This window comes from Pandoraea sp. XJJ-1 (genome assembly GCF_026802345.1).
Classification (GTDB): domain Bacteria; phylum Pseudomonadota; class Gammaproteobacteria; order Burkholderiales; family Burkholderiaceae; genus Pandoraea; species Pandoraea cepalis.
Map to the genome: position 1 here is coordinate 4760309 of NZ_CP113827.1, position 20441 is coordinate 4780749.

The 20441-nt window shown below is 62.6% G+C and carries 19 protein-coding genes; 6 read left to right on the forward strand and 13 right to left on the reverse strand.

The genetic code is table 11. From position 1 onward, the window contains the following. Nucleotides 1-17: 17 nt before the first annotated feature. The 3 genes from OYT13_RS21975 to OYT13_RS21985 all read right to left on the reverse strand — a co-directional run bounded on the left by OYT13_RS21975 (nucleotide 18) and on the right by OYT13_RS21985 (nucleotide 2478). Nucleotides 18-629 carry a histone H1-like DNA-binding protein gene (locus OYT13_RS21975; protein WP_261939703.1) on the reverse strand — a complete coding sequence of 204 codons (612 nt, stop codon included), beginning with the start codon at nucleotides 627-629 and terminating at the stop codon, nucleotides 18-20. 28 nt (nucleotides 630-657) lie between these two features. Continuing rightward, complete coding sequence (locus tag OYT13_RS21980) at nucleotides 658-960, reverse strand: hypothetical protein (protein ID WP_150550492.1); 303 nt, start codon at nucleotides 958-960, stop codon at nucleotides 658-660. A 375-nt stretch (nucleotides 961-1335) separates the two neighbouring features. After that, entirely contained in the window at nucleotides 1336-2478 is a 1143-nt protein-coding gene (locus tag OYT13_RS21985; RefSeq protein ID WP_268566943.1) for a ribonucleotide-diphosphate reductase subunit beta, read from the reverse strand. Nucleotides 2479-3022: 544 nt separating this feature from the next. Here OYT13_RS21985 and OYT13_RS21990 point away from each other — a divergent pair. After that, a complete protein-coding gene (locus tag OYT13_RS21990) occupies nucleotides 3023-3985 on the forward strand; it encodes an aldose epimerase family protein (RefSeq protein WP_268566944.1) in 963 nt (320 codons plus the stop codon). 111 nt (nucleotides 3986-4096) lie between these two features. On the opposite strand, the gene OYT13_RS21995 is transcribed toward OYT13_RS21990, so the two are convergent. The 5 genes from OYT13_RS21995 to OYT13_RS22015 all read right to left on the reverse strand — a co-directional run bounded on the left by OYT13_RS21995 (nucleotide 4097) and on the right by OYT13_RS22015 (nucleotide 10346). Beyond that, nucleotides 4097-7051, reverse strand: coding sequence for a ribonucleoside-diphosphate reductase subunit alpha (locus tag OYT13_RS21995; RefSeq protein WP_017234722.1), 2955 nt, complete (start codon nucleotides 7049-7051; stop codon nucleotides 4097-4099). A gap of 374 nt (nucleotides 7052-7425) precedes the next feature. Further along, the gene (ampD, locus tag OYT13_RS22000) at nucleotides 7426-8025 is read right to left on the reverse strand and encodes a 1,6-anhydro-N-acetylmuramyl-L-alanine amidase AmpD (RefSeq protein ID WP_017234723.1); all 600 of its coding nucleotides are present in this window, start codon (nucleotides 8023-8025) and stop codon (nucleotides 7426-7428) included. A gap of 460 nt (nucleotides 8026-8485) precedes the next feature. Next, nucleotides 8486-8998, reverse strand: a complete 513-nt coding sequence (locus tag OYT13_RS22005; RefSeq protein WP_026132105.1) for a DUF1269 domain-containing protein — start codon at nucleotides 8996-8998, stop codon at nucleotides 8486-8488. Nucleotides 8999-9176: 178 nt separating this feature from the next. Next, on the reverse strand, nucleotides 9177-9455 hold the full coding sequence (locus OYT13_RS22010; RefSeq protein WP_268566945.1) for a PP0621 family protein: 279 nt from the start codon (nucleotides 9453-9455) through the stop codon (nucleotides 9177-9179). A gap of 6 nt (nucleotides 9456-9461) precedes the next feature. Beyond that, a complete protein-coding gene (locus OYT13_RS22015; protein WP_017234727.1) occupies nucleotides 9462-10346 on the reverse strand; it encodes a cytochrome C assembly family protein in 885 nt (294 codons plus the stop codon). A 113-nt stretch (nucleotides 10347-10459) separates the two neighbouring features. Between OYT13_RS22015 and ffh the strand changes: the two genes are divergently transcribed. Together ffh and OYT13_RS22025 are read left to right on the forward strand one after the other, a co-directional pair. Then, entirely contained in the window at nucleotides 10460-11824 is a 1365-nt protein-coding gene (ffh, locus tag OYT13_RS22020; RefSeq protein WP_017234728.1) for a signal recognition particle protein, read from the forward strand. Between the two features lie 110 nt (nucleotides 11825-11934). Further along, on the forward strand, nucleotides 11935-12483 hold the full coding sequence (locus tag OYT13_RS22025; RefSeq protein WP_017234729.1) for a hypoxanthine-guanine phosphoribosyltransferase: 549 nt from the start codon (nucleotides 11935-11937) through the stop codon (nucleotides 12481-12483). Between the two features lie 119 nt (nucleotides 12484-12602). Here OYT13_RS22025 and OYT13_RS22030 read toward each other — a convergent pair whose 3' ends face one another. Then, complete coding sequence (locus OYT13_RS22030) at nucleotides 12603-14342, reverse strand: proline--tRNA ligase (protein WP_017234730.1); 1740 nt, start codon at nucleotides 14340-14342, stop codon at nucleotides 12603-12605. 213 nt (nucleotides 14343-14555) lie between these two features. Here OYT13_RS22030 and OYT13_RS22035 point away from each other — a divergent pair, with 213 nt between their 5' ends. Together OYT13_RS22035 and OYT13_RS22040 are read left to right on the forward strand one after the other, a co-directional pair. Beyond that, nucleotides 14556-15206, forward strand: coding sequence for an RNA pyrophosphohydrolase (locus OYT13_RS22035; RefSeq protein ID WP_017234731.1), 651 nt, complete (start codon nucleotides 14556-14558; stop codon nucleotides 15204-15206). A 142-nt stretch (nucleotides 15207-15348) separates the two neighbouring features. Then, a complete protein-coding gene (locus OYT13_RS22040; protein ID WP_150564264.1) occupies nucleotides 15349-15927 on the forward strand; it encodes a CNP1-like family protein in 579 nt (192 codons plus the stop codon). 118 nt (nucleotides 15928-16045) lie between these two features. Here OYT13_RS22040 and proB read toward each other — a convergent pair whose 3' ends face one another. The 4 genes from proB to rplU all read right to left on the reverse strand — a co-directional run bounded on the left by proB (nucleotide 16046) and on the right by rplU (nucleotide 19174). Next, nucleotides 16046-17179 (reverse strand): glutamate 5-kinase, encoded by a 1134-nt coding sequence (gene proB / locus OYT13_RS22045; RefSeq protein ID WP_150564265.1) that lies wholly within the window; start codon nucleotides 17177-17179, stop codon nucleotides 16046-16048. Nucleotides 17180-17291: 112 nt separating this feature from the next. Then, nucleotides 17292-18422 (reverse strand): Obg family GTPase CgtA, encoded by a 1131-nt coding sequence (gene cgtA / locus OYT13_RS22050; RefSeq protein ID WP_268566946.1) that lies wholly within the window; start codon nucleotides 18420-18422, stop codon nucleotides 17292-17294. 151 nt (nucleotides 18423-18573) lie between these two features. Beyond that, entirely contained in the window at nucleotides 18574-18834 is a 261-nt protein-coding gene (rpmA, locus tag OYT13_RS22055) for a 50S ribosomal protein L27 (protein WP_017234735.1), read from the reverse strand. A 28-nt stretch (nucleotides 18835-18862) separates the two neighbouring features. Next, nucleotides 18863-19174, reverse strand: coding sequence for a 50S ribosomal protein L21 (rplU, locus tag OYT13_RS22060; protein WP_010803930.1), 312 nt, complete (start codon nucleotides 19172-19174; stop codon nucleotides 18863-18865). 328 nt (nucleotides 19175-19502) lie between these two features. Between rplU and OYT13_RS22065 the strand changes: the two genes are divergently transcribed. Further along, the gene (locus OYT13_RS22065) at nucleotides 19503-20432 is read left to right on the forward strand and encodes a polyprenyl synthetase family protein (protein ID WP_083902357.1); all 930 of its coding nucleotides are present in this window, start codon (nucleotides 19503-19505) and stop codon (nucleotides 20430-20432) included. The last annotated feature ends 9 nt before the right edge of the window (nucleotides 20433-20441 follow it).

Consider the following 20441-nt stretch of genomic DNA (forward strand, 5'->3'; position numbering starts at 1 on the left):
CTGCTTCGGCACTCGAATTACGGACGGCTGCCGGTCGGGAACGGCCATGCCGCTGCCGGATTCAGCGCCGTCTTCGGTGCTGCTGCCGGTGCTGCAGCCGGGGCCGCAGCAGGCTTGGCGGCGACCTTCTTGACGGCCGGCTTCTTCGCCGCCGCAGCAGGCTTCTTCGCCGCCGGCTTCTTCGCCGCAACCTTCTTCACGGCAGCCTTCTTCGCGGCCGGCTTCTTGGCGGCAACCTTCTTCACCGCTGCCTTCTTCGCAACCGGCTTCTTGGCGGCAACCTTCTTCACTGCTGCCTTCTTGGCGACCGGCTTCTTGGCGGCAACCTTCTTCACCGCTGCCTTCTTGGCAACCGGCTTCTTGGCGGCAACCTTCTTCACCGCTGCCTTCTTGGCGACCGGCTTCTTGGCGGCAACCTTCTTCACCGCAACCTTCTTGGCTGCCGGCTTCTTGGCGGCGACCTTCTTCGCTGCCGGCTTCTTGGCGGCGACAGCCTTCTTCGCTACCGGCTTCTTGGCGGCAACAGCCTTCTTCGCGACAGGCTTCTTGGCGGCGGCAGCCTTCTTCGCTACCGGCTTCTTGGCAACAGCCTTCTTGGCTGCGGGTTTTTTCTTAGCAGTAGTAGCCATCACTTTGCTCCTTAACGTGAGAGATCACTCAAACAAAACCACCTGAGAAGGAAACCCGACCACCATGCGGCGAACCGCCGGCGAGCGGGCTATTCATCGGCGTACGCATCGGACTTCGACGGCTTACGCTAATGAATTCGGCGCTGCGCGCATGACGCTGACCGTGAGTGGTCACGCGCGCAAAAAAATTGCCGGCGACATTGCCGCCAGCAATTCGATTGTCTTGAGAAAGGGGATTCGCCAGATTCTTCGGGGGGTAGCTTGCCTGTCCCGTCATCGGGAGGGAGGAGATTGCGATAGCGGATAAGCGATACTGCTTGCTATGCACCAAGGTTTTTACGCTCCGTAACTACCAGCTCTCTGTCGCGGGAGGAAAGCAATGTGCTTTCGTGTGTTCATCGAGACTGCAATTTATTTGAGCGAATCATAATTCTTTTGTGATGCGATGTTAATACTTTGCGCGTAAAAAATCGCACAACGTTCGCAACGAAGAAGTCAATCTGTTGTATTTGATGCACATGGTGTTCGCATGTCGACGCGTGCGAAGCGAGCGTAACGACGTGCGAGTGAGGATGATGTGCATGACGCGCACAGTCTCTTCGACTTGTTTTGCTGGCGCTCACGCGCGCCACGCGCGCTCACACCATCCTCTCGAAACCCGCATGGATACTGGCTTTGCAGCCAGCATCCAAATTTCACTTACTGCTTAGTCCCAGCTCAGCGCGCCACCAGTCTGGTATTCGATCACTCGCGTTTCGAAGAAGTTGCGCTCCTTCTTCAGATCGATCATCTCGCTCATCCACGGGAACGGATTTTCTTCGTTCGGATAGAGCGCCTCGAGACCAATTTGGGAACAGCGACGGTTCGCGATGAAGCGCAGATAGCTCTTGAACATGCCCGCGTTCAGACCGAGCACGCCGCGCGGCATCGTATCTTCAGCGTAGCGATACTCCAGCTCGACCGCCTTCTTGAACAGCTCGCGAATCTCTTCGCGGAACGCCGGCGTCCAGAGGTTCGGGTTTTCCAGCTTCACCTGGTTGATCAGATCGATGCCGAAGTTGCAGTGCATCGACTCGTCGCGCAGGATGTATTGATATTGCTCTGCAGCACCGGTCATCTTGTTCTGCCGACCCAGCGCGAGAATCTGCGTGAAGCCGACGTAGAAGAACAGCCCTTCCATGATGCACGCAAACACGATGAGCGAGCGCAGCAGCTTCTGGTCGGCTTCCTGCGTGCCGGTCTGGAACGACGGATCCGCCACCACTTCGATGAACGGGAGCAGGAATTCGTCCTTGTCGCGAATCGACGGCACTTCGTGATACGCGTTGAAGATCTCGCCTTCGTCCAACCCCAGGCTCTCGACGATGTACTGATAGGCGTGCGTGTGGATCGCCTCTTCGAAGGCCTGACGCAGCAGGAACTGGCGGCACTCCGGTGCGGTGATGTGGCGATACGTGCCGAGCACGATGTTGTTCGCCGCGAGCGAGTCGGCCGTCACGAAGAAGCCGAGATTGCGCTTGATGATGCGGCGCTCGTCCTCGGTCAGACCGTTCGGATCTTTCCACAGGGCGATGTCGCGCGACATGTTGATTTCCTGCGGCATCCAGTGGTTCGCGCAACCGGCCAGATACTTCTCCCAGGCCCACTTGTACTTGAAGGGCACCAGTTGATTCACATCCGTGGTGCCGTTGATCACGCGCTTGTCGGAGGCGCTCACGCGACGCGTCGACTGCGAGGCGATCACAGTCGGGGTTTCCCCTTGCGTGCCCAGCACGTTCGACGCGGCAACCGGAGCTGCGGTGGGGGCAGCCGAGTTGGCCGTGGTGGTGTCTTCTTCCCAGTTCAGCATAGGGTCTCAGTCCGTTCAGGTTGATGCGATGCACACACGCGCGCACATCGCCGAAGTGACAGATCAGCCGTTCGCGTGCGAAGGCTGACAAAAAATTTGCGATCCGGCGGCCGGCAAGCGATCACCGGGAGCACGAAGTCCACCGGGAGCATTGCCATATTTCGGGGGTGATGCAGATGCGCAATTGCGCAGTTTTGAACAACAACGCCGACGCGAGAGCTGCAACAACATCCTGACCTCCCGACGTCGAATGGAATGCCTCCAATTTAGCACAATTACGTCACTCGTTCCAGCATGCAACACTATATCTAGTGCCGCACTGCACGATGACCACTATACCTAGTGTTTGGCAACATCTCCCGAGTGCCGGGCGGCCGGGCTTGCGGGACCGGCATCTTGCCATGAAACGGCGCCGCACGACAGCGCTGATGGTGCGTCGAGGGGGGGCGCTGCGTCGCATTGGCGTATCCTGTCGCGACGGCGAACCGGAACGACAGATTCCGGCGCACGCCACTTCTGAACGTCGATGAAGGAGATACCGACGATGACATTCCCAGGCGCCGACGGCGCACCGGCGTCGGCCGGTTCGTCAGGCCCGACACCGCTCACGCTCACCCCCGGCAAACCGATCCGCCTCGCGGCGGGCGCGCTCGTGGCCGAGGTTCAACCGGGCTGCGGGGCGCGGCTCGCACGACTGGCTCGGCGCGACACGCACGGTGACGTTTTCGACTACCTTGTGCCGCTCGGCAACGACCCGTTCTCGTCGGACGAATGGCCGAAGGCCGGCGCCTTTCCGATGCTGCCATATACCAACATGCTGCGCGACGACACGCTGCACTGGCGCGAGCGCGCGATCGTCGCTCGCGAGACGCCGGCCGCATCGAGTTCGCTGCACGGCTGGGGGCTGCGTCGCGTGTGGGATGTCGTCGACGAGAGCCCGAACTGTTGCGTGCTCCAACTCGACAGTCCCGCGCAACCCGAATGGCCGTGGCACTATCAGGCGTATCTCTCGGTGACGCTCGACGCACTCGGCGTCGACATGCAACTGTCGATCACCAATCTCTCGACGCAGGATATGCCCGCCGGGCTCGGGCTACATCCCTACTTTCAGTGGCCTGCCGGCTCGCGCCTGACGTTCGAAGCGGAGGCGATCTGGCGTTCGCCGTCGGAGGACATCCGATGGCCGAGCGAGCAACGCGTGCACGTCGGCGAGATCGAGGTCGTGTCTGTCGGCGGCGGACTCGATACCGAGGGGCGGTCCACCTGGTTCGCCGAAGCGCCGGTCGAGTCGGGGCGATTCGACGCGCGCCTCGACTACGCCGGCGGCCTGCGCTCGGCCACGGTGCGCAGCAGCGACGCCAGCTGGCTCGTGGTGCACTCTCCCGCCGGACGTCCCTACCTCTGTCTGGAACCGTCGACGCATCGGGTCGGCGCGTTCGACGACGATCACGTAGTCGTGGCGCACGGGCAAACGCTCGATCTGTCGATGCGTATCGATCTGGCCTGAGGACTAGGCGACAGGCGTGTCGCCTCAACATCTCGGCGCCGAAATAAATTGGGGGCCAGTGCCGAGGCGCAAACCTCGGGACTGGCCCCCAATCTCACCGCAAGCGCAAGCTTATTGGCAAGCCTCGCACTCGTCGAAGCCCGGATCGCCCGGACGCATCGTGCACACCGCGCCTTCAGCGTCCGGCATCGGCTGCGCCAGCGGCGAGGACGGCTCGGCCGAGAAGCTTCCGCCCGGCGTCACGCCCCCCGAGCTCACCGCATTCAGCGCGCCGTGGCTCACCGTCGACTTCTCGACGTGCGTCGCGGCCATCGTACGCAGGTAGTACGTGGTCTTCAAGCCACGCGTCCAGGCCAGCTTGTACGTCTCGTCGAGCTTCTTGCCCGAAGCGCCCGCCATGTAGATGTTGAGCGACTGCGCCTGATCGATCCACTTCTGACGACGCGACGCCGCTTCGACCAGCCACTTCGGCTCGACTTCGAACGCCGTGGCATAGATCTCGCGCAGGTCGGCCGGCACGCGGTCGATACGGGCGAGCGAGCCGTCGAAGTACTTCAGGTCGGCGACCATCACTTCGTCCCACAGGCCACGCGCCTTCAGGTCACGCACCAGATACTCGTTGGCCACCGTGAATTCGCCCGAGAGGTTCGACTTCACGTACAGGTTCTGGAACGTCGGCTCGATACAGGCCGAGACGCCGATGATGTTCGAGATCGTGGCGGTCGGGGCGATCGCCACGCAGTTCGAATTGCGCATGCCGTGCGCAGCGATGTGCTTGCGCAGGCTGTCCCAGTCGAGCGTGGCCGACATATCGACCTCGATATAACCACCACGCGCTTCGGCCAGCAACGCCAGCGAATCCTGCGGCAGGATGCCGCGATCCCACAGCGAGCCCTTGTACGACGAGTACTGACCGCGTTCCTTGGCCAGCTCCGACGACGCCCAGTAGGCGTAGTAGCACACGGCTTCCATCGAACGGTCGGCAAATTCGACGGCGGCATTCGAGGCATACGGCGTGCGCAGCAGGTGCAGGCAGTCCTGGAAGCCCATGATGCCCATGCCCACCGGACGGTGATGCAGGTTCGAATTACGCGCCTTCGCCACCGCGTAGTAGTTGATGTCGATGACGTTGTCGAGCATGCGCATCGCCACGCGTACGGTACGTTGCAGCTTGTCGTGATCGAGTTCGTAACCGTTCGCGGTCTGCTTCATGTGAGCCACGAGGTTGACCGAGCCGAGGTTGCACACCGCGATTTCGGTCTCGCTCGTGTTGAGCGTGATTTCCGTGCACAGGTTCGACGAGTGCACCACGCCCACATGTTGCTGCGGCGAGCGGATGTTGCACGGATCCTTGAACGTGATCCACGGATGGCCGGTTTCGAACAACATGCCCAGCATCTTGCGCCAGAGCGCTTGCGCCGGCACCTTCTTGAACAGCTTGATTTCGCCTCGCGCGGCCTTGTCTTCGTAGGCGGTGTAAGCCTGCTCGAATGCCTTGCCGTACTTGTCGTGCAGGTCCGGGCAGGTGGCCGGCGAGAACAGCGTCCACTCGGCGCCTTCCATCACGCGCTTCATGAACAGATCGGGAATCCAGTTCGCCGTGTTCATGTCGTGCGTGCGGCGGCGGTCGTCGCCCGTGTTCTTGCGCAGCTCGAGGAATTCCTCGATGTCCAGGTGCCACGTTTCCAGGTAGGCGCACACTGCGCCCTTGCGCTTGCCGCCCTGGTTCACGGCCACGGCCGTGTCGTTGACCACCTTCAGGAACGGCACCACCCCCTGGCTCTTGCCGTTCGTGCCCTTGATGTGCGAGCCGAGCGCGCGCACCTGCGTCCAGTCGTTGCCCAGGCCACCGGCAAACTTCGAGAGCAGTGCATTTTCCTTGAGGGCTTCGTAGATGCCTTCCAGATCGTCCGAGACCGTCGTCAGGTAGCACGACGAGAGTTGCGAGCGACGCGTGCCCGAGTTGAACAGCGTCGGCGTCGAACTCATGAAGTCGAAGCTCGACAGAATCTGGTAGAACTCGATCGCACGCGCTTCGCGCTCGACTTCATTGAGCGCCAGCCCCATCGCCACGCGCATATAGAACGCCTGCGGCATTTCGATGCGGTGACCGTCGATATGCAGGAAGTAGCGATCGTAGAGCGTCTGCAGGCCCAGATAGTTGAACTGCAGATCGCGCGATGCGTCGAGCGCGGCGCTCAGCTTGGCCAGGTCGAACGAGAGCAGTTGCTCGTCGAGCAGTTCGGCGTCGACACCCTGCTTGATGAAGCGCGGGAAGTACTCGATGTAGCGCGCGGCCATTTCGCCCTGCGGCACTTCTTCGCCGAGGATCTCGCGGCGGATCGTGTGCATCAGAATTCGCGCCGTGACCTGGCTGTACGCCGGTTCCTTCTCGATGAGGGTGCGCGAGGCGAGGATCGCCGAGTCGTAGACCTGCGACAGCGGCACGCCGTCGTACAGGTTCTTGAGGGTCTCGGTCACGATCGGCTCGGCCACGACTTCGTCGCCGAGATTTTCGCAGGCAGCCTGCACCACGCCGCGCAACACCGACATATCGAGCGTACGCACCACGCCGTTGTCGGTGACATTGAGCACCGGGCCATCGGGCGTAGCCGCTTCTTGCGTGGTCTCGACCGCGTGCGCGCGCTCTTGCGAACGCTTCTCGCGGTACAGCACATAGGCGCGCGCCACGTTGTGCTCGCCTTCACGCATCAGCGCGAGTTCGACCTGATCCTGGATGTCTTCGATGTGGAACGTGCCGCCATTCGGGCGGCTGCGCATCAGGGCGCGCACGACGTGCCCCGTCAACTGCTCCACGAGTTCGCGTACGCGGGCCGACGCCGCGCCCTGGCCGCCGTTCACGGCGAGGAACGCCTTGGTCACGGCGATGGCGATCTTCGACGGCTCGAAACCCACCACCGCGCCGTTGCGTCGAATCACTTTGAAGTCGGCGTTGGTCGCCGGCTCGAAGGCGCCCGTCGTCTGGGGCGCCGACGCACCCGCACCATTGCCGGAAGTCGCGGCAGGCGTCGGGGTCGGGCGGGTGAGGTTTTCGTTAGTCTGCATGTAAAAACTCCCGTTCCAATGAGATGGTGCTGTTAGCGCGTTCTTACCAGGTTACGGCCGGCAAAAATGCGCCCTAGGGACGCCGATGGAGCGAAGTGCTGGATACCGCACGACCGACGGACGGCCAAGGGTTCAGGTGTCCGCTGCACGGCTTTGCTGCTGTGCCGCCCCGCAAAAACGCCGCAGGAAAAGCACGGTATTGATGGCGATTGCATCCTGTGCCGAACCTGACATCAACCACTAGATGTAGTGGTCGGCACCGGAATTTTCACTAAGTATAGTGGAGATGACGCACTCCGCAAACCCAAAAATTTCTCTCGCCGGGAAGGCCCGTGGCATCGCCGTGTCAAGCAAAACCTGTCCCCGGATGGGGATTAGTCGGCCGGCTGAAACGGCAATGTCTGGGGGCTCAGCGCCGCCATCCGACGCAATCGCGGCCACTCGAAGTACGGTCCCGGATCCGTCTTGCGTCCCGGTGCGATATCGGCATGTCCGACCACCGCTTGAATCGGATAATGCTCACGCAACGTTCGCGTGAGCGCCGCCAGCGTGACGTACTGCGCTGCCGCATAGGGCACGTCGTCGGTGCCTTCGAGCTCCACGCCGATCGAAAAATCGTTGCACCGCGTTCGCCCTTCGAACGACGACGCCCCCGCGTGCCAGGCCCGCGCGTTGCACGACACGAACTGCTGCAACGCACCATCACGTCGTACCAGGAAGTGCGACGAGACCCGCACACCGCGGATCTCATCGAAGAAGGGATGCGCATCGTGATCGAGCCGGTTCTGGAAGAACGCGGCGATCTCGCCACCCCCGAATTGTCCTGGCGGCAACGAAATGTTGTGCACCACGAGCAGGTCGGTCGGCGTGCCCGCCGGACGCCCATCGAAGTTGGGTGACGGCAGTCGCTCGGCTTCGCGTATCCAGCCGTCGGTATCGAGCGTGAGCATCGGGACATGGGTCGGCGCGCTCATGCGCCACCTCGCCGCAGCAAGGCACGCATCGTGACGCGATGACACGACCGGAGCGCAGTGTTGGCGCACGCGAATGACTGGGACATGTCGGGCACAGCGGGCTCCCGTAGAGCGAGGGGCGCCATTGTAGCCCACTTGGCGTGACGCCGTCGGCGGCATGCCCGGCGCGGGCAACGCTCAGCCCGTTCACGGGTGGGCGGCGCTTCGTCAACCGTCGTCATGCGGTGAAAGGGGATGCCCAATGAAGAAGCCTCCCGCCTTGCCTGGCCGAGAGGCTTCTGTAGGCGTGACCACGCCCAGGGATGATGTCGCTCGCGTGTCGATCGACACGCTCACCATCCCGCGCCGCTCACAGGTGCGACGCTTTGGACCGTTTCCGGCCGGTGACACTGATCGTCTTCGCCAACGCTGTCATCGCTTTCGATACGGTGCCCTCGCTTATTGCCATGATCGCCATCGATCAAGGAAAGGCAGGAATGGCGGATTCCACCCCTTCCATGTGCGCTTCGGGGTGATGGGCCTTGAGCATCTCGCGAATCTCATCGACGCGACCGTCGCGCACATCCACCATCAGCAGAATCATGCCGCGCTCGAGCGGCTCACGAAACGTCTTGAGTCGCGAGTTCGGCACCGAAACGCCGATCATGCTCGACACCCAGGCGCCAAAGAGCGCACCGAGCGGTGCCGTCACAATCATCAACTCCCACTGGGGACGTGTGCCCACGATGGGGAAAAACGCGGCGACTGCACCGACTGCCAGACCACAGAACCCGCCGATGACGAGCCCGGCTTCGGCGCCGTGCACGATATCGGAAGTCTGTAGCAGGTTAGCCTCGTGCAGTCCCTCCAGGTCCATTTCGTCACGTGCCATAAAGTGGATGTGACGCTCCTCCACCCGGGCGAGCAGTAAATCGCTCATCGTGCGCTGGGCACTCGCCAGATCGGGAAGCAGAAAATACATCCGTCTGCGCATTAGCATATTGCGCCCTCCTGTCGTCGCGCCCCTCGATGATTATTCTATTTGTGAGCGGGGCCGGTTACTGTGTTTTAGTGCATGCAGCAGGCATGCGCAAGCCGGCACGTACAAGTGCCACGGCGCGAAGGACGGGAGAACGAGATCATCGCTGCGCAGCGTGGCCGCGCAGCGCGACTCAGATGCGGTGTTCGCGCATCCGATAGGCGTCGCGGTGTTCACCGCTGCAAAAATGCTGGCCGCCCGCGCCAGCGACGGATTCACTCTCGGGAAGGTAGGTATCGCACTCGCTGCATCGCACCATGCGCTCGGCGGGCGGCAGCGCCTGACGCGCCGACGTGCGCGCATCGTTTGCGCTTGGCGGGCGCGTGCGCTCGGTATTGCGCTTGCGCTCGTTGCTTCGCATCCACCACGTGCCAACGATCAGGAGCACCAGTAACAACAGGATATTGCGCATCGCGCTTCAAGTCTCCGTCATGCGATGCAGCACCACCTCAAGCACGAAGCGAGAACCGACATACGCCAACAACAGCGCCACGAACGACGCCAGAACCCAACGCAGCGCGACCTTGCCGCGCCACCCATAAAAATGCCGTCCCAGCAGCACCGCGCCGAACATCAGCCACGACACCCCCGCGAACACGGTTTTGTGATCGATGCGCACCGCGCGCCCGAACAGCGCCTCGGAGAACATCACGCCGGAGATCAACGTCAGGGTCAGCAGCACGAACCCGGCGCCGATCAGCCGGAACAACAACTTTTCCATCGTGAGCAGCGGCGGCAGCGTCTCAAGCCAGTGCGCCAGCCAGCCGGTCGTCTCGCCGCGTCGCGACGGATGCAGCTGCCGCTCGGCGTAGAGCATCAGCAGCGCGTGCAGCGCCGCCAGCGCGAACAGCCCGTAGGCCATGTTGGCGATGATGAAGTGCGCCTTGAAAATCGGTTCCGCCGCGAAGCCGAGAATGCGTACATCCGGAAAAATCATCGGCAGCACACAGGTCACCGCGGCCACGGGGGTGACCATCAGCCGCAGGCTGTCCAGCGGAAAGAAGAAACTCTCGATCCAGTAGATGCCGACCGAGAGCCACAGCATGGCCGAGAGCATGTACGCGAAACCGAAGTGCATACTGTCCGAGCGGAAGATCGTTTGATGCAGCAACACCCCGTGCAGCACGAGCGTGACGAACAGCGAAAGCTGCATCGGCCAGCGCGACGGCGTGCCCGCGACCGGCGCAGGCGCGACCTGCCCGCCCGCCAGTGCGAGCGCAGCGTTGCGTCGGTATCCTTGCCACGAACAAACCGCCAATCCGGCATAGAGGATGGCGGTCAGCGCATACAGTAAAATAGTCATGTTTGAAGTTTACACCAGCCCATGACGGGCGCGCTGCCGTCCCCGCCACCGCCCCCTCCGGGGCCGAACGGTAGGGCGAACGGGGCCGCTGCAGGTCTTACAGGATACGTTTCATGCTCGACAATCTCACTACGCGCCTCGCCAAGGTCGTCAAGACGCTGCGCGGCGAAGCCCGCCTGACCGAGGCCAACACGCAGGAAATGCTGCGTGAAGTGCGTCTCGCGCTGCTCGAGGCCGACGTCGCCCTGCCCGTGGTGCGCGATTTCGTCGCCAAGGTCAAGGAAAAGGCGCTCGGCGAGGAAGTCATTTCCAGCCTCTCGCCGGGCCAGGCGCTTGTCGGCGTGGTGCAACGCGAACTGACCGCGCTCATGGGCGGCGATTATGAAGGCCGCGCCGCCGAACTCAATCTCGCGACCACGCCGCCCGCCATCATCCTGATGGCCGGTCTGCAGGGCGCCGGCAAGACCACCACCGTCGGCAAGCTCGCCAAGCTGCTGCGCGCGCAGAAAAAGAAGGTCCTCACGGTTTCCACCGACGTCTATCGTCCCGCCGCGATTGCCCAGTTGGAGACGGTGACGAAGCAGGTCGACGCCGACTTCTTCCCGTCGCAACCCGATCAGAAGCCGGTGGACATTGCCCGTGCGGCCGTCGACTGGGCGCGACGCCATCACCATGACGTGCTGCTCGTCGACACGGCCGGCCGTCTGGGCATCGACGAAGCGATGATGCAGGAAATCAGCGCCCTGCATGCCGAGCTCAAACCGATCGAAACGCTGTTCGTCGTCGACGCCATGCTCGGCCAGGATGCCGTCAACACGGCCCGCGCCTTCAACGACGCGCTGCCGCTCACCGGCGTGGTGCTCACCAAGCTCGACGGCGACTCGCGCGGCGGTGCGGCGCTGTCGGTGCGTCACATCACCGGCAAGCCGATCAAATTCGTCGGTGTGGGCGAAAAACTCGACGGCCTTGAGGTCTTCTACCCGGATCGTATGGCGAACCGGATTCTCGGCATGGGCGACATTCTCGCGCTCGTCGAGGAAGCGCAACGGGGCGTCGACGTTCAGGCCGCGCAAAAGCTCGCCGAGAAGGTCAAGAAGGGCGGTGACTTCGACCTGAACGACTTCAAGGCGCAAATCGGCCAGATGAAGAACATGGGCGGCCTGTCGTCGCTCATGGACAAGCTCCCCGCGCAATTCCAGGCCGCCGCCAGCCAGACCAATATGGATCAGGCCGAGAAGCAGGTGCGCCGCATGGAGGGCATTATCAACGCGATGACGCCGTCCGAGCGCGCCAAGCCGGAATTGATCAAGGCGAGCCGCAAGCGCCGCATCGCCGCCGGTGCGGGCGTTCAGGTGCAGGAGGTCAATCGCATGCTCAATCAGTACGACCAGATGCGCACCATGATGAAGAAGCTCAAGGGCGGCGGCATGATGAAGATGATGCGCAGCATGAAAGGCATGATGCCCGGTATGCGCTGAACGGATCCGATGCCCGGTTGCCCCCCCGTCACGCGGGCGGGCATTCCGTATATACTCCGGGCCGCACATAGCGACATCTCCCCGCAACACGTTCCCCAGGGTCGCCCCATATGAACCGCGAAGAAGCCCTCGAAGTTTTCCGTAATTCCGAAGAGATCGTCTCGGCCGACGAGGTGAGCCAATCCGTCGACACAATGGCCAAGGCCATCAAGGCGGCCGTTGGCGACGAATTCCCGATGGTGCTCTCGGTCATGGGCGGTGCGGCCGTCTTCACCGGCATGCTGCTGCCGCGCCTGGACTTCCCGCTGGAGTTCGACTACATCCACCTCTCGCGCTACAACAACACCACGACAGGCGGCGCGATGCAATGGCGCGTGGCGCCGCGCGACTCGGTGCGCGATCGCGTGGTGCTCGTGCTCGACGACATTCTCGACGAAGGCGCCACCATGGCAGCGATTCGCGATCGAATCCTGGAGATGGGCGCCTCGAAGTTCTACAGCGCCGTGCTGTGCGAGAAGATCCTGACGAAGGACAAGCCCTCGCATCCGGATTTCTGTGGCTTTACGGTGCCAGACCGCTACGTCTTTGGCTGCGGCATGGATGCCAAGGGCTACTGGCGCAACCTGCCGGCGATCCGCGCCTTGACCACGCCGCGCTGAGCGCCGCCAGCGGGACAACGTTCCGTATCCACCATGCGACAAAGCGACAAAGGGGCCTGCGAGGCCCCTTTGTCGTTTGGGTGCGCCGGCGAGCCCTCGCCCACCGGCATGACACCCGATCAGATCGCCTTGGCGGCGCGCACCTTATCGACGACGACATCCGCCACGGCGGCGACGTCGAGCAACTGCGCTTGTGCGTCGCGGCGGCCCTGATACTCGAGCTTGCCTTCCTTCAGCCCCCGGTCACCGATCACCACGCGATGCGGCACGCCGATCAGCTCCCAATCCGCGAACATCACGCCGGGACGCTCGCCACGGTCGTCGAGAATCACGTCGACGCCCGCAGCCACCAGGTCGTCATAGAGCTTATCGGCCGTCGCACGCACGGCGTCGCTGCGGTCATAGCCCATCGGGCAAAGCACGACTTCGAACGGCGCAATCGATTCCGGCCAGATGATGCCGCGATCGTCGAAGTTCTGTTCGATGGCCGCGCCAAGAATTCGCGTGATGCCAATGCCATAGCAGCCCATTTCCATCGGCGCAGGCTTGCCGGTCTCGTCGAGGAAGGTGGCATTCATGGCATCCGAATACTTGGTCCCCAACTGGAACACGTGCCCCACTTCGATGCCACGGCACAGGGCAATCTCGCCCTTGCCATCCGGCGACATGTCGCCAGGCACGACGTTGCGCAGATCGGCCACGACTTCCGGCTCGGGCAGATCGCGCCCCCAGTTCACACCGGTGATATGGAAGTCGACCTCGTTCGCGCCAACCACGAAATCGCTCATCTTAGCGACCGTGCGATCGACCACGAGCTTGACCGGCTGCTTCGTACCGATGGGGCCCAGGTAGCCCGGCGGTGTGCCGAACCGATCGACGATCTCGGCCTCGCTCGCGAAGCGGAAGTCCGCCAGTCCCGGCACCTTGCTCGCCTTGATCTCGTTCAGTTCGTGATCGCCGCGCAGCAACAGCAGCCAGACGGTCGTGCCGGCCTCTTCGCTGTCGGTGGCAAGCACAATCGACTTGACCGTGCGCGCCAGCGGGATCGAGAGCAGTTCCGCGACGGCTTCGCACTTGGCCTTGCCCGGTGTGGCCGTCTTGGTCAGCGCCTCGGCGGGCGCGGCGCGCTCGCCCTGCGGGGCAAGCGCCTCGGCCATTTCGACGTTGGCCGCATAGTCGGACGCAGGGCAGTAGGCAATGGCGTCTTCACCGGTATCGGCGATCACGTGGAATTCGTGCGAGCCGGACCCGCCAATCGAGCCGTTGTCGGCCACCACGGCGCGAAACGCCAGCCCTAGGCGCGTGAAGATGCGCACGTAGGCGTCGAACATCTTCTGATAGGAAACCTGCAGGCCGGCACGGTCCTTATCGAAGGAGTAGGCGTCCTTCATGATGAACTCGCGCCCGCGCATCACGCCGAAACGCGGACGAATCTCGTCGCGGAACTTCGCCTGTACCTGATAGAAGTTCACCGGCAGTTGGCGATAGCTCTTGATCTCGCGGCGCGCGATGTCCGTCACCACTTCCTCGTGGGTCGGGCCGACGACGAAATCGCGGTCGTGGCGATCCTTCAGTCGCAGCAATTCCGGACCGTACTGCTTCCAGCGCCCCGACTCCTGCCACAGTTCGGCGGGCTGGACGGCGGGCATAAGCAGTTCGAGCGCGCCGGCACGGTTCATTTCTTCGCGGACGATGGCTTCAACCTTGCGGATCGAACGCAGGCCGATCGGCAGGTAATCATAGATACCGCCGGCCACGCGGCGAATCATGCCGGCGCGCATCATCAGCTTGTGGCTGACGATCTCGGCGTCGGCGGGCGCTTCCTTGAGGGTGCCGATGAAGAAACGAGAGGCTTTCATGCAGATTTCCGGGAAAAATGAGGGTCAACGGCGCGCACAGCGGTTCGGGGTGTTGCCGGGAACGGGGCCGGGGCACGCCCCGACGTCGCGACGGCGCCCAAGACACCCGCCGGCCGTACGCGCCGCCCCGGTCACCCGAGCCGCCGCCGGCCGCCGCGCCGGTGATTATCTGTTTATAATCGAAGCAATTTTAAAGGATTCAAGGGTGGTTGTATGCTTGACCGTGAAGGCTTTCGCCCGAACGTCGGCATCATCCTCTTAAACGCACGCAATGAAGTGTTCTGGGGCAAGCGGCTGGGCGAGCACTCCTGGCAGTTCCCGCAAGGCGGCATCAAGTACGGCGAAACGCCCGAACAAGCCATGTTCCGAGAATTGCACGAAGAAACCGGGCTAAAGCCAGAACACGTCAAAATCATCGGTCGCACGCGCGACTGGCTGCGTTATGAGGTGCCGGACAAATTCATCAAGCGCGAAGTGCGCGGACATTACCGGGGCCAGAAGCAAATCTGGTTCCTGCTGCGCATGGTCGGTCGCGACTGCGATATCTGCCTGCGCGCGACCGAGCATCCGGAGTTCGATGCCTGGCGCTGGAACGAATATTGGGTGCCGCTCGACGCCGTGATCGAGTTCAAGCGCGAGGTCTACCAACTCGCGCTGAACGAGCTCTCGCGCTATCTGCGACGCTCGGCGGCGCGCGCGCAACAGGATCGGCGACGCTTTCCGCGCGCCGGGGCCCGGGTCGGCGAATTGCCGCCGGGCGCGAGCATTGCGGATGACGACACCTGCGACGGCGGCAGTTGTGTCGACGAGGCCAGCGAAATGGCAGGTGCCGCCAGTGTCGGCACACCGCCTCGGGAGCACTGAACCGGGCCGCCGCCGGCGTGTCCCATCATCGGTCGCGGGCACCATGCCCGCGCCTTCCTTTTGACCTGGCATCCTCCGGGATGCCGCGCGGATCGTCCGCTATCGTTGATCCGCCGCCCAACCGACTTCTCGATCCCATTCCATGCGTCTTTCCCTCGCTCGCCGCGCCCCGCGCCTGACCGCCCTGGCCCCTTTGGCCGCACTGGCGCTGATGACCGCCTGTAGCGGCATGATGCAGCCCGTCCAGGACTACGACGAATACATCGCCCAGCAGGAAGCCTCCAAGGGCAAGTGGAAGGAAGCTGAATTCACCCTGCCGGCGAAAGCCCCGCAAGACGCCGATCTCGTGAGCTTCCCCACCCTGCCGAGCGCCACCCTCGACTACGCCATCGACACGAAGTCGGTGCAGGTGACGGACGACGGTGTAGTCCGCTACGTTGCCGTGATCCGCAGCAAGCAAGGGGCGCGCAACGTCTCGTTCGAAGGCATTCATTGCTCGTCGTTCGAGTCGCGTCTGTACGCAACGGGCCGACCGGATGGCACATGGGTTGCAGCGCGCAACAGCGAATGGCGTCCGATTCGTCCGTATGGTGCAACCGCCTATCAGGGCATCCTGTTCCGCGACTATCTCTGTCGGGACAAGGCCCCATTGGGTGACGCCAAGGAAATCGTGCAGAACCTGCGCTACCCGAAGTTCGATCAAAACCAGAACTATCGTTAAGCCGCCGACGCACGGTCGATAACGATTGACCGTCGAAATGAAAAACGCCGGTCACGCAGTTCAAATGCGTGCCGGCGTTTTGTCTGTCAGGCGCGAGGCCATCGCCCCGCCGTGCGGCTCAGCGCAAGATCAGATTGTCGCGATGGATCAGCTCGGGCTCGTTCGCAAAGCCCAGCACCTGCTCGATGTCGCTGCTCGGGTGACGCCGAATCAGACGCGCCTCCGAGGCGCTGTAATTCGACAGCCCGCGCGCGACTTCAAGGCCGCCCTCGTCCACGCAGGCAATCACTTCGCCGCGAGCAAACGTGCCTTCGACATCGATCACACCGATCGGCAGCAGGCTCTTGCCCTCTTGCGTCAGCTTCTTGCACGCGCCCGCATCGATCACCACGCGACCGCGCACCTGCAAATGATCGGCCATCCATTGCTTGCGGGCGGTGAGCACGGCCGTGCGCGCGACCAACTGCGTGCCGATGGCCTCGCCGCTCGCCAGACGCACAAGCACGTCGTCCTCGCGCCCCGACGCGATCACGGTATGCGCGCCGCTGGTCGCTGCGCGTTTGGCCGCCAGGATTTTCGTCAGCATGCCGCCGCGTCCGATATTGGTGCCCGCGCCACCGGCCATCGCTTCGAGACGCTCGTCACCCGCATCGGCCTCGTGGACGAACTCGGCCTTGGGGTCCTTGCGCGGATCGGCCGTGTACAGGCCCGACTGATCGGTCAGGATGACCAGTGCGTCGCCGTCGATCAGATTCGTCACGAGTGCGCCCAACGTGTCGTTATCGCCGAACTTGATTTCGTCGGTCACGACCGTGTCGTTCTCGTTGATGATCGGCACCACACCCAGACGAAGCAATGTGAGCAAGGTCGTTCGCGCGTTCAGATAGCGTTCGCGGTCGGCCAGATCGGCGTGCGTGAGCAGAATCTGCGCGGTGCGCACGCCGTGCTCGGCGAAGCGCGTCTCATAGACCTGCGCGAGGCCCATTTGTCCCACGGCCGCCGCCGCCTGTAATTCGTCGATGGCGGTCGGACGGCGCGCCCAGCCGAGGCGCTGCATGCCCTCGGCAATGGCACCCGAGCTGACGAGCACCACCTGCTTTGGCGGACGACCATCGCCACCATGCCGCAGCGCGGCGATCTGTTGTGCCCATCGCGCAATCGCGACATCGTCCAGCCCGCGACCGTCGTTGGTCACGAGACTGGATCCCACTTTCACCACGAGCCGCTTGGCATCGGCGATGACCGAACGCATGGAACTGGATTCTCCTGCGAATGTATTGGGAAGTCGGCGCTATCGCAGCCGGATCGCTGGCATTGGCGCGATGACAGGCAGCGCCATCGCCAGCGTTTGAGTGAGACGGAGTTTACGCCTTTGGCGCGTCGTCCGGGAGCGTCTGCGGGGCGACGTCGGCCGCCGGGGCGGCACTGCCCGCGCGAAAACGCGGATCCTGTGCAGCATCTTCCATCGCTTCTTCCACGGCACCGCGTTGTTGATACAAATACTCTTGCACGGCCAGACACAGCTTCTCGCAACCTTCGCCGGTCAAGGCGGAAATCTCGAACGTCGGACCGTCCCAGGCGAAGCGCTTCTGGAAGTCGGCAACGCGCTCGGCGCGTTCCGCTTCCGGCACCATGTCGACCTTGTTGAGCACCAGCCAACGCGGCTTCTGGAACAGTTCCTCGTCGTACTTCTGGAGCTCAAGGATGATGGCCTTGGCATCCGCCACCGGATCGACACCCTCGTCGAACGGCGCAATATCCACGATGTGTAGCAACAGGCCCGTGCGTTGCAAGTGACGCAGGAACTGGTGACCGAGGCCGGCCCCATCGGCCGCGCCTTCGATCAGGCCGGGAATATCCGCAATCACGAAGCTCTTGCCCGGCGCGGTGCGCACGACCCCCAGATTGGGGTGCAGCGTCGTGAACGGATAATCGGCGATCTTCGGGCGCGCGTTCGACACCGAAGCGATGAACGTCGACTTGCCCGCGTTGGGCATGCCGAGCAGACCGACGTCTGCGAGCACCTTCAGCTCGAGCTGGAGCATGCGACGCTCGCCCGGCTTGCCGTCCGTCTTCTGACGGGGCGCGCGGTTCGTGCTCGACTTGAAATGGAGGTTGCCCAGACCGCCCGCGCCCCCTTGGGCGAGCACGACTTCCTGACCGTGTTCGGTCAGGTCGGCAATGGTCTCGCCGGTGTCCATGTCGCTGATGATGGTGCCGACCGGCATGCGCAGGTAGACATCCTCGCCCCCCTTGCCATAGCAATCTGCGCCTCGACCGGATTCCCCGTGCTTTGCGAGGTGTTTCCGCGCGTAGCGGTAATCGATCAGGGTGTTGATATTGCGATCCGCCACGGCAAACACGCTGCCGCCGCGACCGCCGTCGCCGCCGTCGGGTCCGCCGAACGGCACGAATTTCTCGCGGCGCATCGATGCCGAGCCGTTGCCGCCGTTCCCGGCGATCACCTCGATACGCGCTGCGTCAATGAATTTCATGGGGGTCCGTTCCGCTCAATCGACCGTCCGCAGACGATCCTAACGCTGTGTAATGGCCCGACCGACGCGCAAAATGCTCGCCGCGCTCCGGCGGGAAAAACAAAAAAGGCTCCGCATGGGAGCGGAGCCTTTTGGTGGCAAAAGGCTTAGCTTACGCTGCCGGCACCACGCTAACCACTTGCTTCTTCGCTGCGCCCTTGATGGCGAATTGCACATGGCCGTCGGCCAGTGCAAACAGCGTGTGGTCCTTACCAATACCGACATTTTCGCCGGCATGCATACGAGTACCACGTTGGCGAACGATGATGCCGCCAGCCAGGATCGCCTGACCGCCGTACACCTTCACGCCGAGGCGCTTCGACTCTGAATCGCGGCCGTTACGGGACGATCCGCCTGCTTTTTTGTGTGCCATGACTTAACTCCTTACCTAGCTCGATCGATTAGCCGTTGATGCTGTCGATACGCAGCTCGGTGTAGTTTTGGCGATGGCCTTGACGCTTTTGGTAGTGCTTGCGACGGCGCATCTTGAAAATCTTCACCTTGGGGTGACGACCCTGGGCGATAACGGTAGCCTTGACGGAAGCCCCACTGACCAACGGCGCACCGAACTTAATCGATTCGCCCTCGCCTACGGCGAGAACCTGGTCGATGGTGATTTCAGCGCCAATGTCAGCCGGTATCTGTTCTACTTTAAGTTTTTCGCCAGCAGCAACCTTATATTGCTTGCCGCCGGTTTTTATGACCGCGTACATTGTTGAACCTCACTCATAAACAAGAGAATTTTCCGCGCAGGCCGAGGGTCCCGAAAGGACTCGACTTACCAGCCCATCGCACCGCCGCAGACCGTCATACCTAGGTATTCTCGGACTTGTCGCAACGAATGCGCGCACGAAAAGCGGGAATTATACAGACTTTCTCCTTTTGCGTCAAAGACTTCCGTGAAACCTGTCAAACCGCGGGGCTGGTCCCCGAAAGTCGCCGCGCCCACTATATAATTTGGGGCGAAATTTTCCTCACCCGAGCCTTGTCTTGACTGCTTCGACTTCTTCCCAGAACGTACTGGCCGCCATCGCCGACGACATGCGTGCCGTCGACCAGCTTATCCGCCACCGGCTGGCCTCCGAGGTGGTCCTGATCAATCAGATCTCGGAATACATCATCAATTCGGGCGGCAAACGGCTGCGCCCGGCGTTGCTGCTGCTCGTGTCCGGTGCGCTTGGCGTGAGCTCACCGCATCGATTCGAGTTGGCGGCGGTCATCGAGTTCATTCATACCTCGACACTGCTTCACGACGACGTCGTCGACGAATCCGACCTGCGTCGCGGCAAGCAAACGGCGAATGCGCTGTTCGGCAACGCGGCTTCGGTATTGGTGGGCGACTTCCTGTATTCACGCTCCTTCGAAATGATGGTGAGCGTGGACAACATGCGCGTGATGCAAATTCTCGCGCGCGCCACCAACGTGATTGCCGAAGGCGAAGTGTTGCAGTTGCTGAACATGCACGACCCGGACGTCGACGAAGCGCGCTATCTGCAGGTCATCCAGTACAAGACGGCCACGCTATTCGAAGCGGCAACGCAACTCGCTGCCGTGCTCGCCAACGCCGACGCGCAAACCGAAGCAGCCGTGCGCGAATACGGCGGACGTCTCGGCACCGCATTCCAGCTGATGGACGATTGGCTCGACTACGCAGGCGACACCGACGCGATGGGCAAGAACGCCGGCGACGATCTGCGCGAGGGTAAGCCGACGCTGCCGCTCATTCACGTGCTGCAACATGGCACCGACGACGAGCGCGCACTCGTGCGTGAAGCCATCGAGAATGGCGGCACCGACAAGTTCGAACCGATCCTCGCCGCGATCACGCGCACGGGCGCGCTCGATTACACGCTGGCACGTGCCAAAGAAGAAGCCGACGCTGCGGCACAAACAATTTCAGCGCTACCCTCTTCCCAATACAAAAATAGCCTGCTAGAATTGTGTTCTTACTCGATAGCGCGACGCACTTAACGGCGAAGT

Excerpts from the sequence above, each read along its gene's own strand:
- OYT13_RS22010 (WP_268566945.1), bottom strand. The coding sequence starts at position 9,455 with ATGCGCAATATCCTGTTGTTACTGGTGCTCCTGATCGTTGGCACGTGG.
- OYT13_RS22015 (WP_017234727.1), bottom strand. The coding sequence starts at position 10,346 with ATGACTATTTTACTGTATGCGCTGACCGCCATCCTCTATGCCGGATTG.
- ampD (WP_017234723.1), bottom strand. The coding sequence starts at position 8,025 with ATGAGCGCGCCGACCCATGTCCCGATGCTCACGCTCGATACCGACGGC.
- OYT13_RS22040 (WP_150564264.1), top strand. The coding sequence starts at position 15,349 with ATGCGTCTTTCCCTCGCTCGCCGCGCCCCGCGCCTGACCGCCCTGGCC.
- proB (WP_150564265.1), bottom strand. The coding sequence starts at position 17,179 with ATGCGTTCGGTCATCGCCGATGCCAAGCGGCTCGTGGTGAAAGTGGGA.
- cgtA (WP_268566946.1), bottom strand. The coding sequence starts at position 18,422 with ATGAAATTCATTGACGCAGCGCGTATCGAGGTGATCGCCGGGAACGGC.
- ffh (WP_017234728.1), top strand. The coding sequence starts at position 10,460 with ATGCTCGACAATCTCACTACGCGCCTCGCCAAGGTCGTCAAGACGCTG.
- rplU (WP_010803930.1), bottom strand. The coding sequence starts at position 19,174 with ATGTACGCGGTCATAAAAACCGGCGGCAAGCAATATAAGGTTGCTGCT.
- OYT13_RS21985 (WP_268566943.1), bottom strand. The coding sequence starts at position 2,478 with ATGCTGAACTGGGAAGAAGACACCACCACGGCCAACTCGGCTGCCCCC.
- OYT13_RS21990 (WP_268566944.1), top strand. The coding sequence starts at position 3,023 with ATGACATTCCCAGGCGCCGACGGCGCACCGGCGTCGGCCGGTTCGTCA.
- OYT13_RS21995 (WP_017234722.1), bottom strand. The coding sequence starts at position 7,051 with ATGCAGACTAACGAAAACCTCACCCGCCCGACCCCGACGCCTGCCGCG.
- OYT13_RS22005 (WP_026132105.1), bottom strand. The coding sequence starts at position 8,998 with ATGCGCAGACGGATGTATTTTCTGCTTCCCGATCTGGCGAGTGCCCAG.
- OYT13_RS21975 (WP_261939703.1), bottom strand. The coding sequence starts at position 629 with ATGGCTACTACTGCTAAGAAAAAACCCGCAGCCAAGAAGGCTGTTGCC.
- OYT13_RS22030 (WP_017234730.1), bottom strand. The coding sequence starts at position 14,342 with ATGAAAGCCTCTCGTTTCTTCATCGGCACCCTCAAGGAAGCGCCCGCC.
- OYT13_RS22035 (WP_017234731.1), top strand. The coding sequence starts at position 14,556 with ATGCTTGACCGTGAAGGCTTTCGCCCGAACGTCGGCATCATCCTCTTA.
- rpmA (WP_017234735.1), bottom strand. The coding sequence starts at position 18,834 with ATGGCACACAAAAAAGCAGGCGGATCGTCCCGTAACGGCCGCGATTCA.
- OYT13_RS22025 (WP_017234729.1), top strand. The coding sequence starts at position 11,935 with ATGAACCGCGAAGAAGCCCTCGAAGTTTTCCGTAATTCCGAAGAGATC.
- OYT13_RS22065 (WP_083902357.1), top strand. The coding sequence starts at position 19,503 with ATGCGTGCCGTCGACCAGCTTATCCGCCACCGGCTGGCCTCCGAGGTG.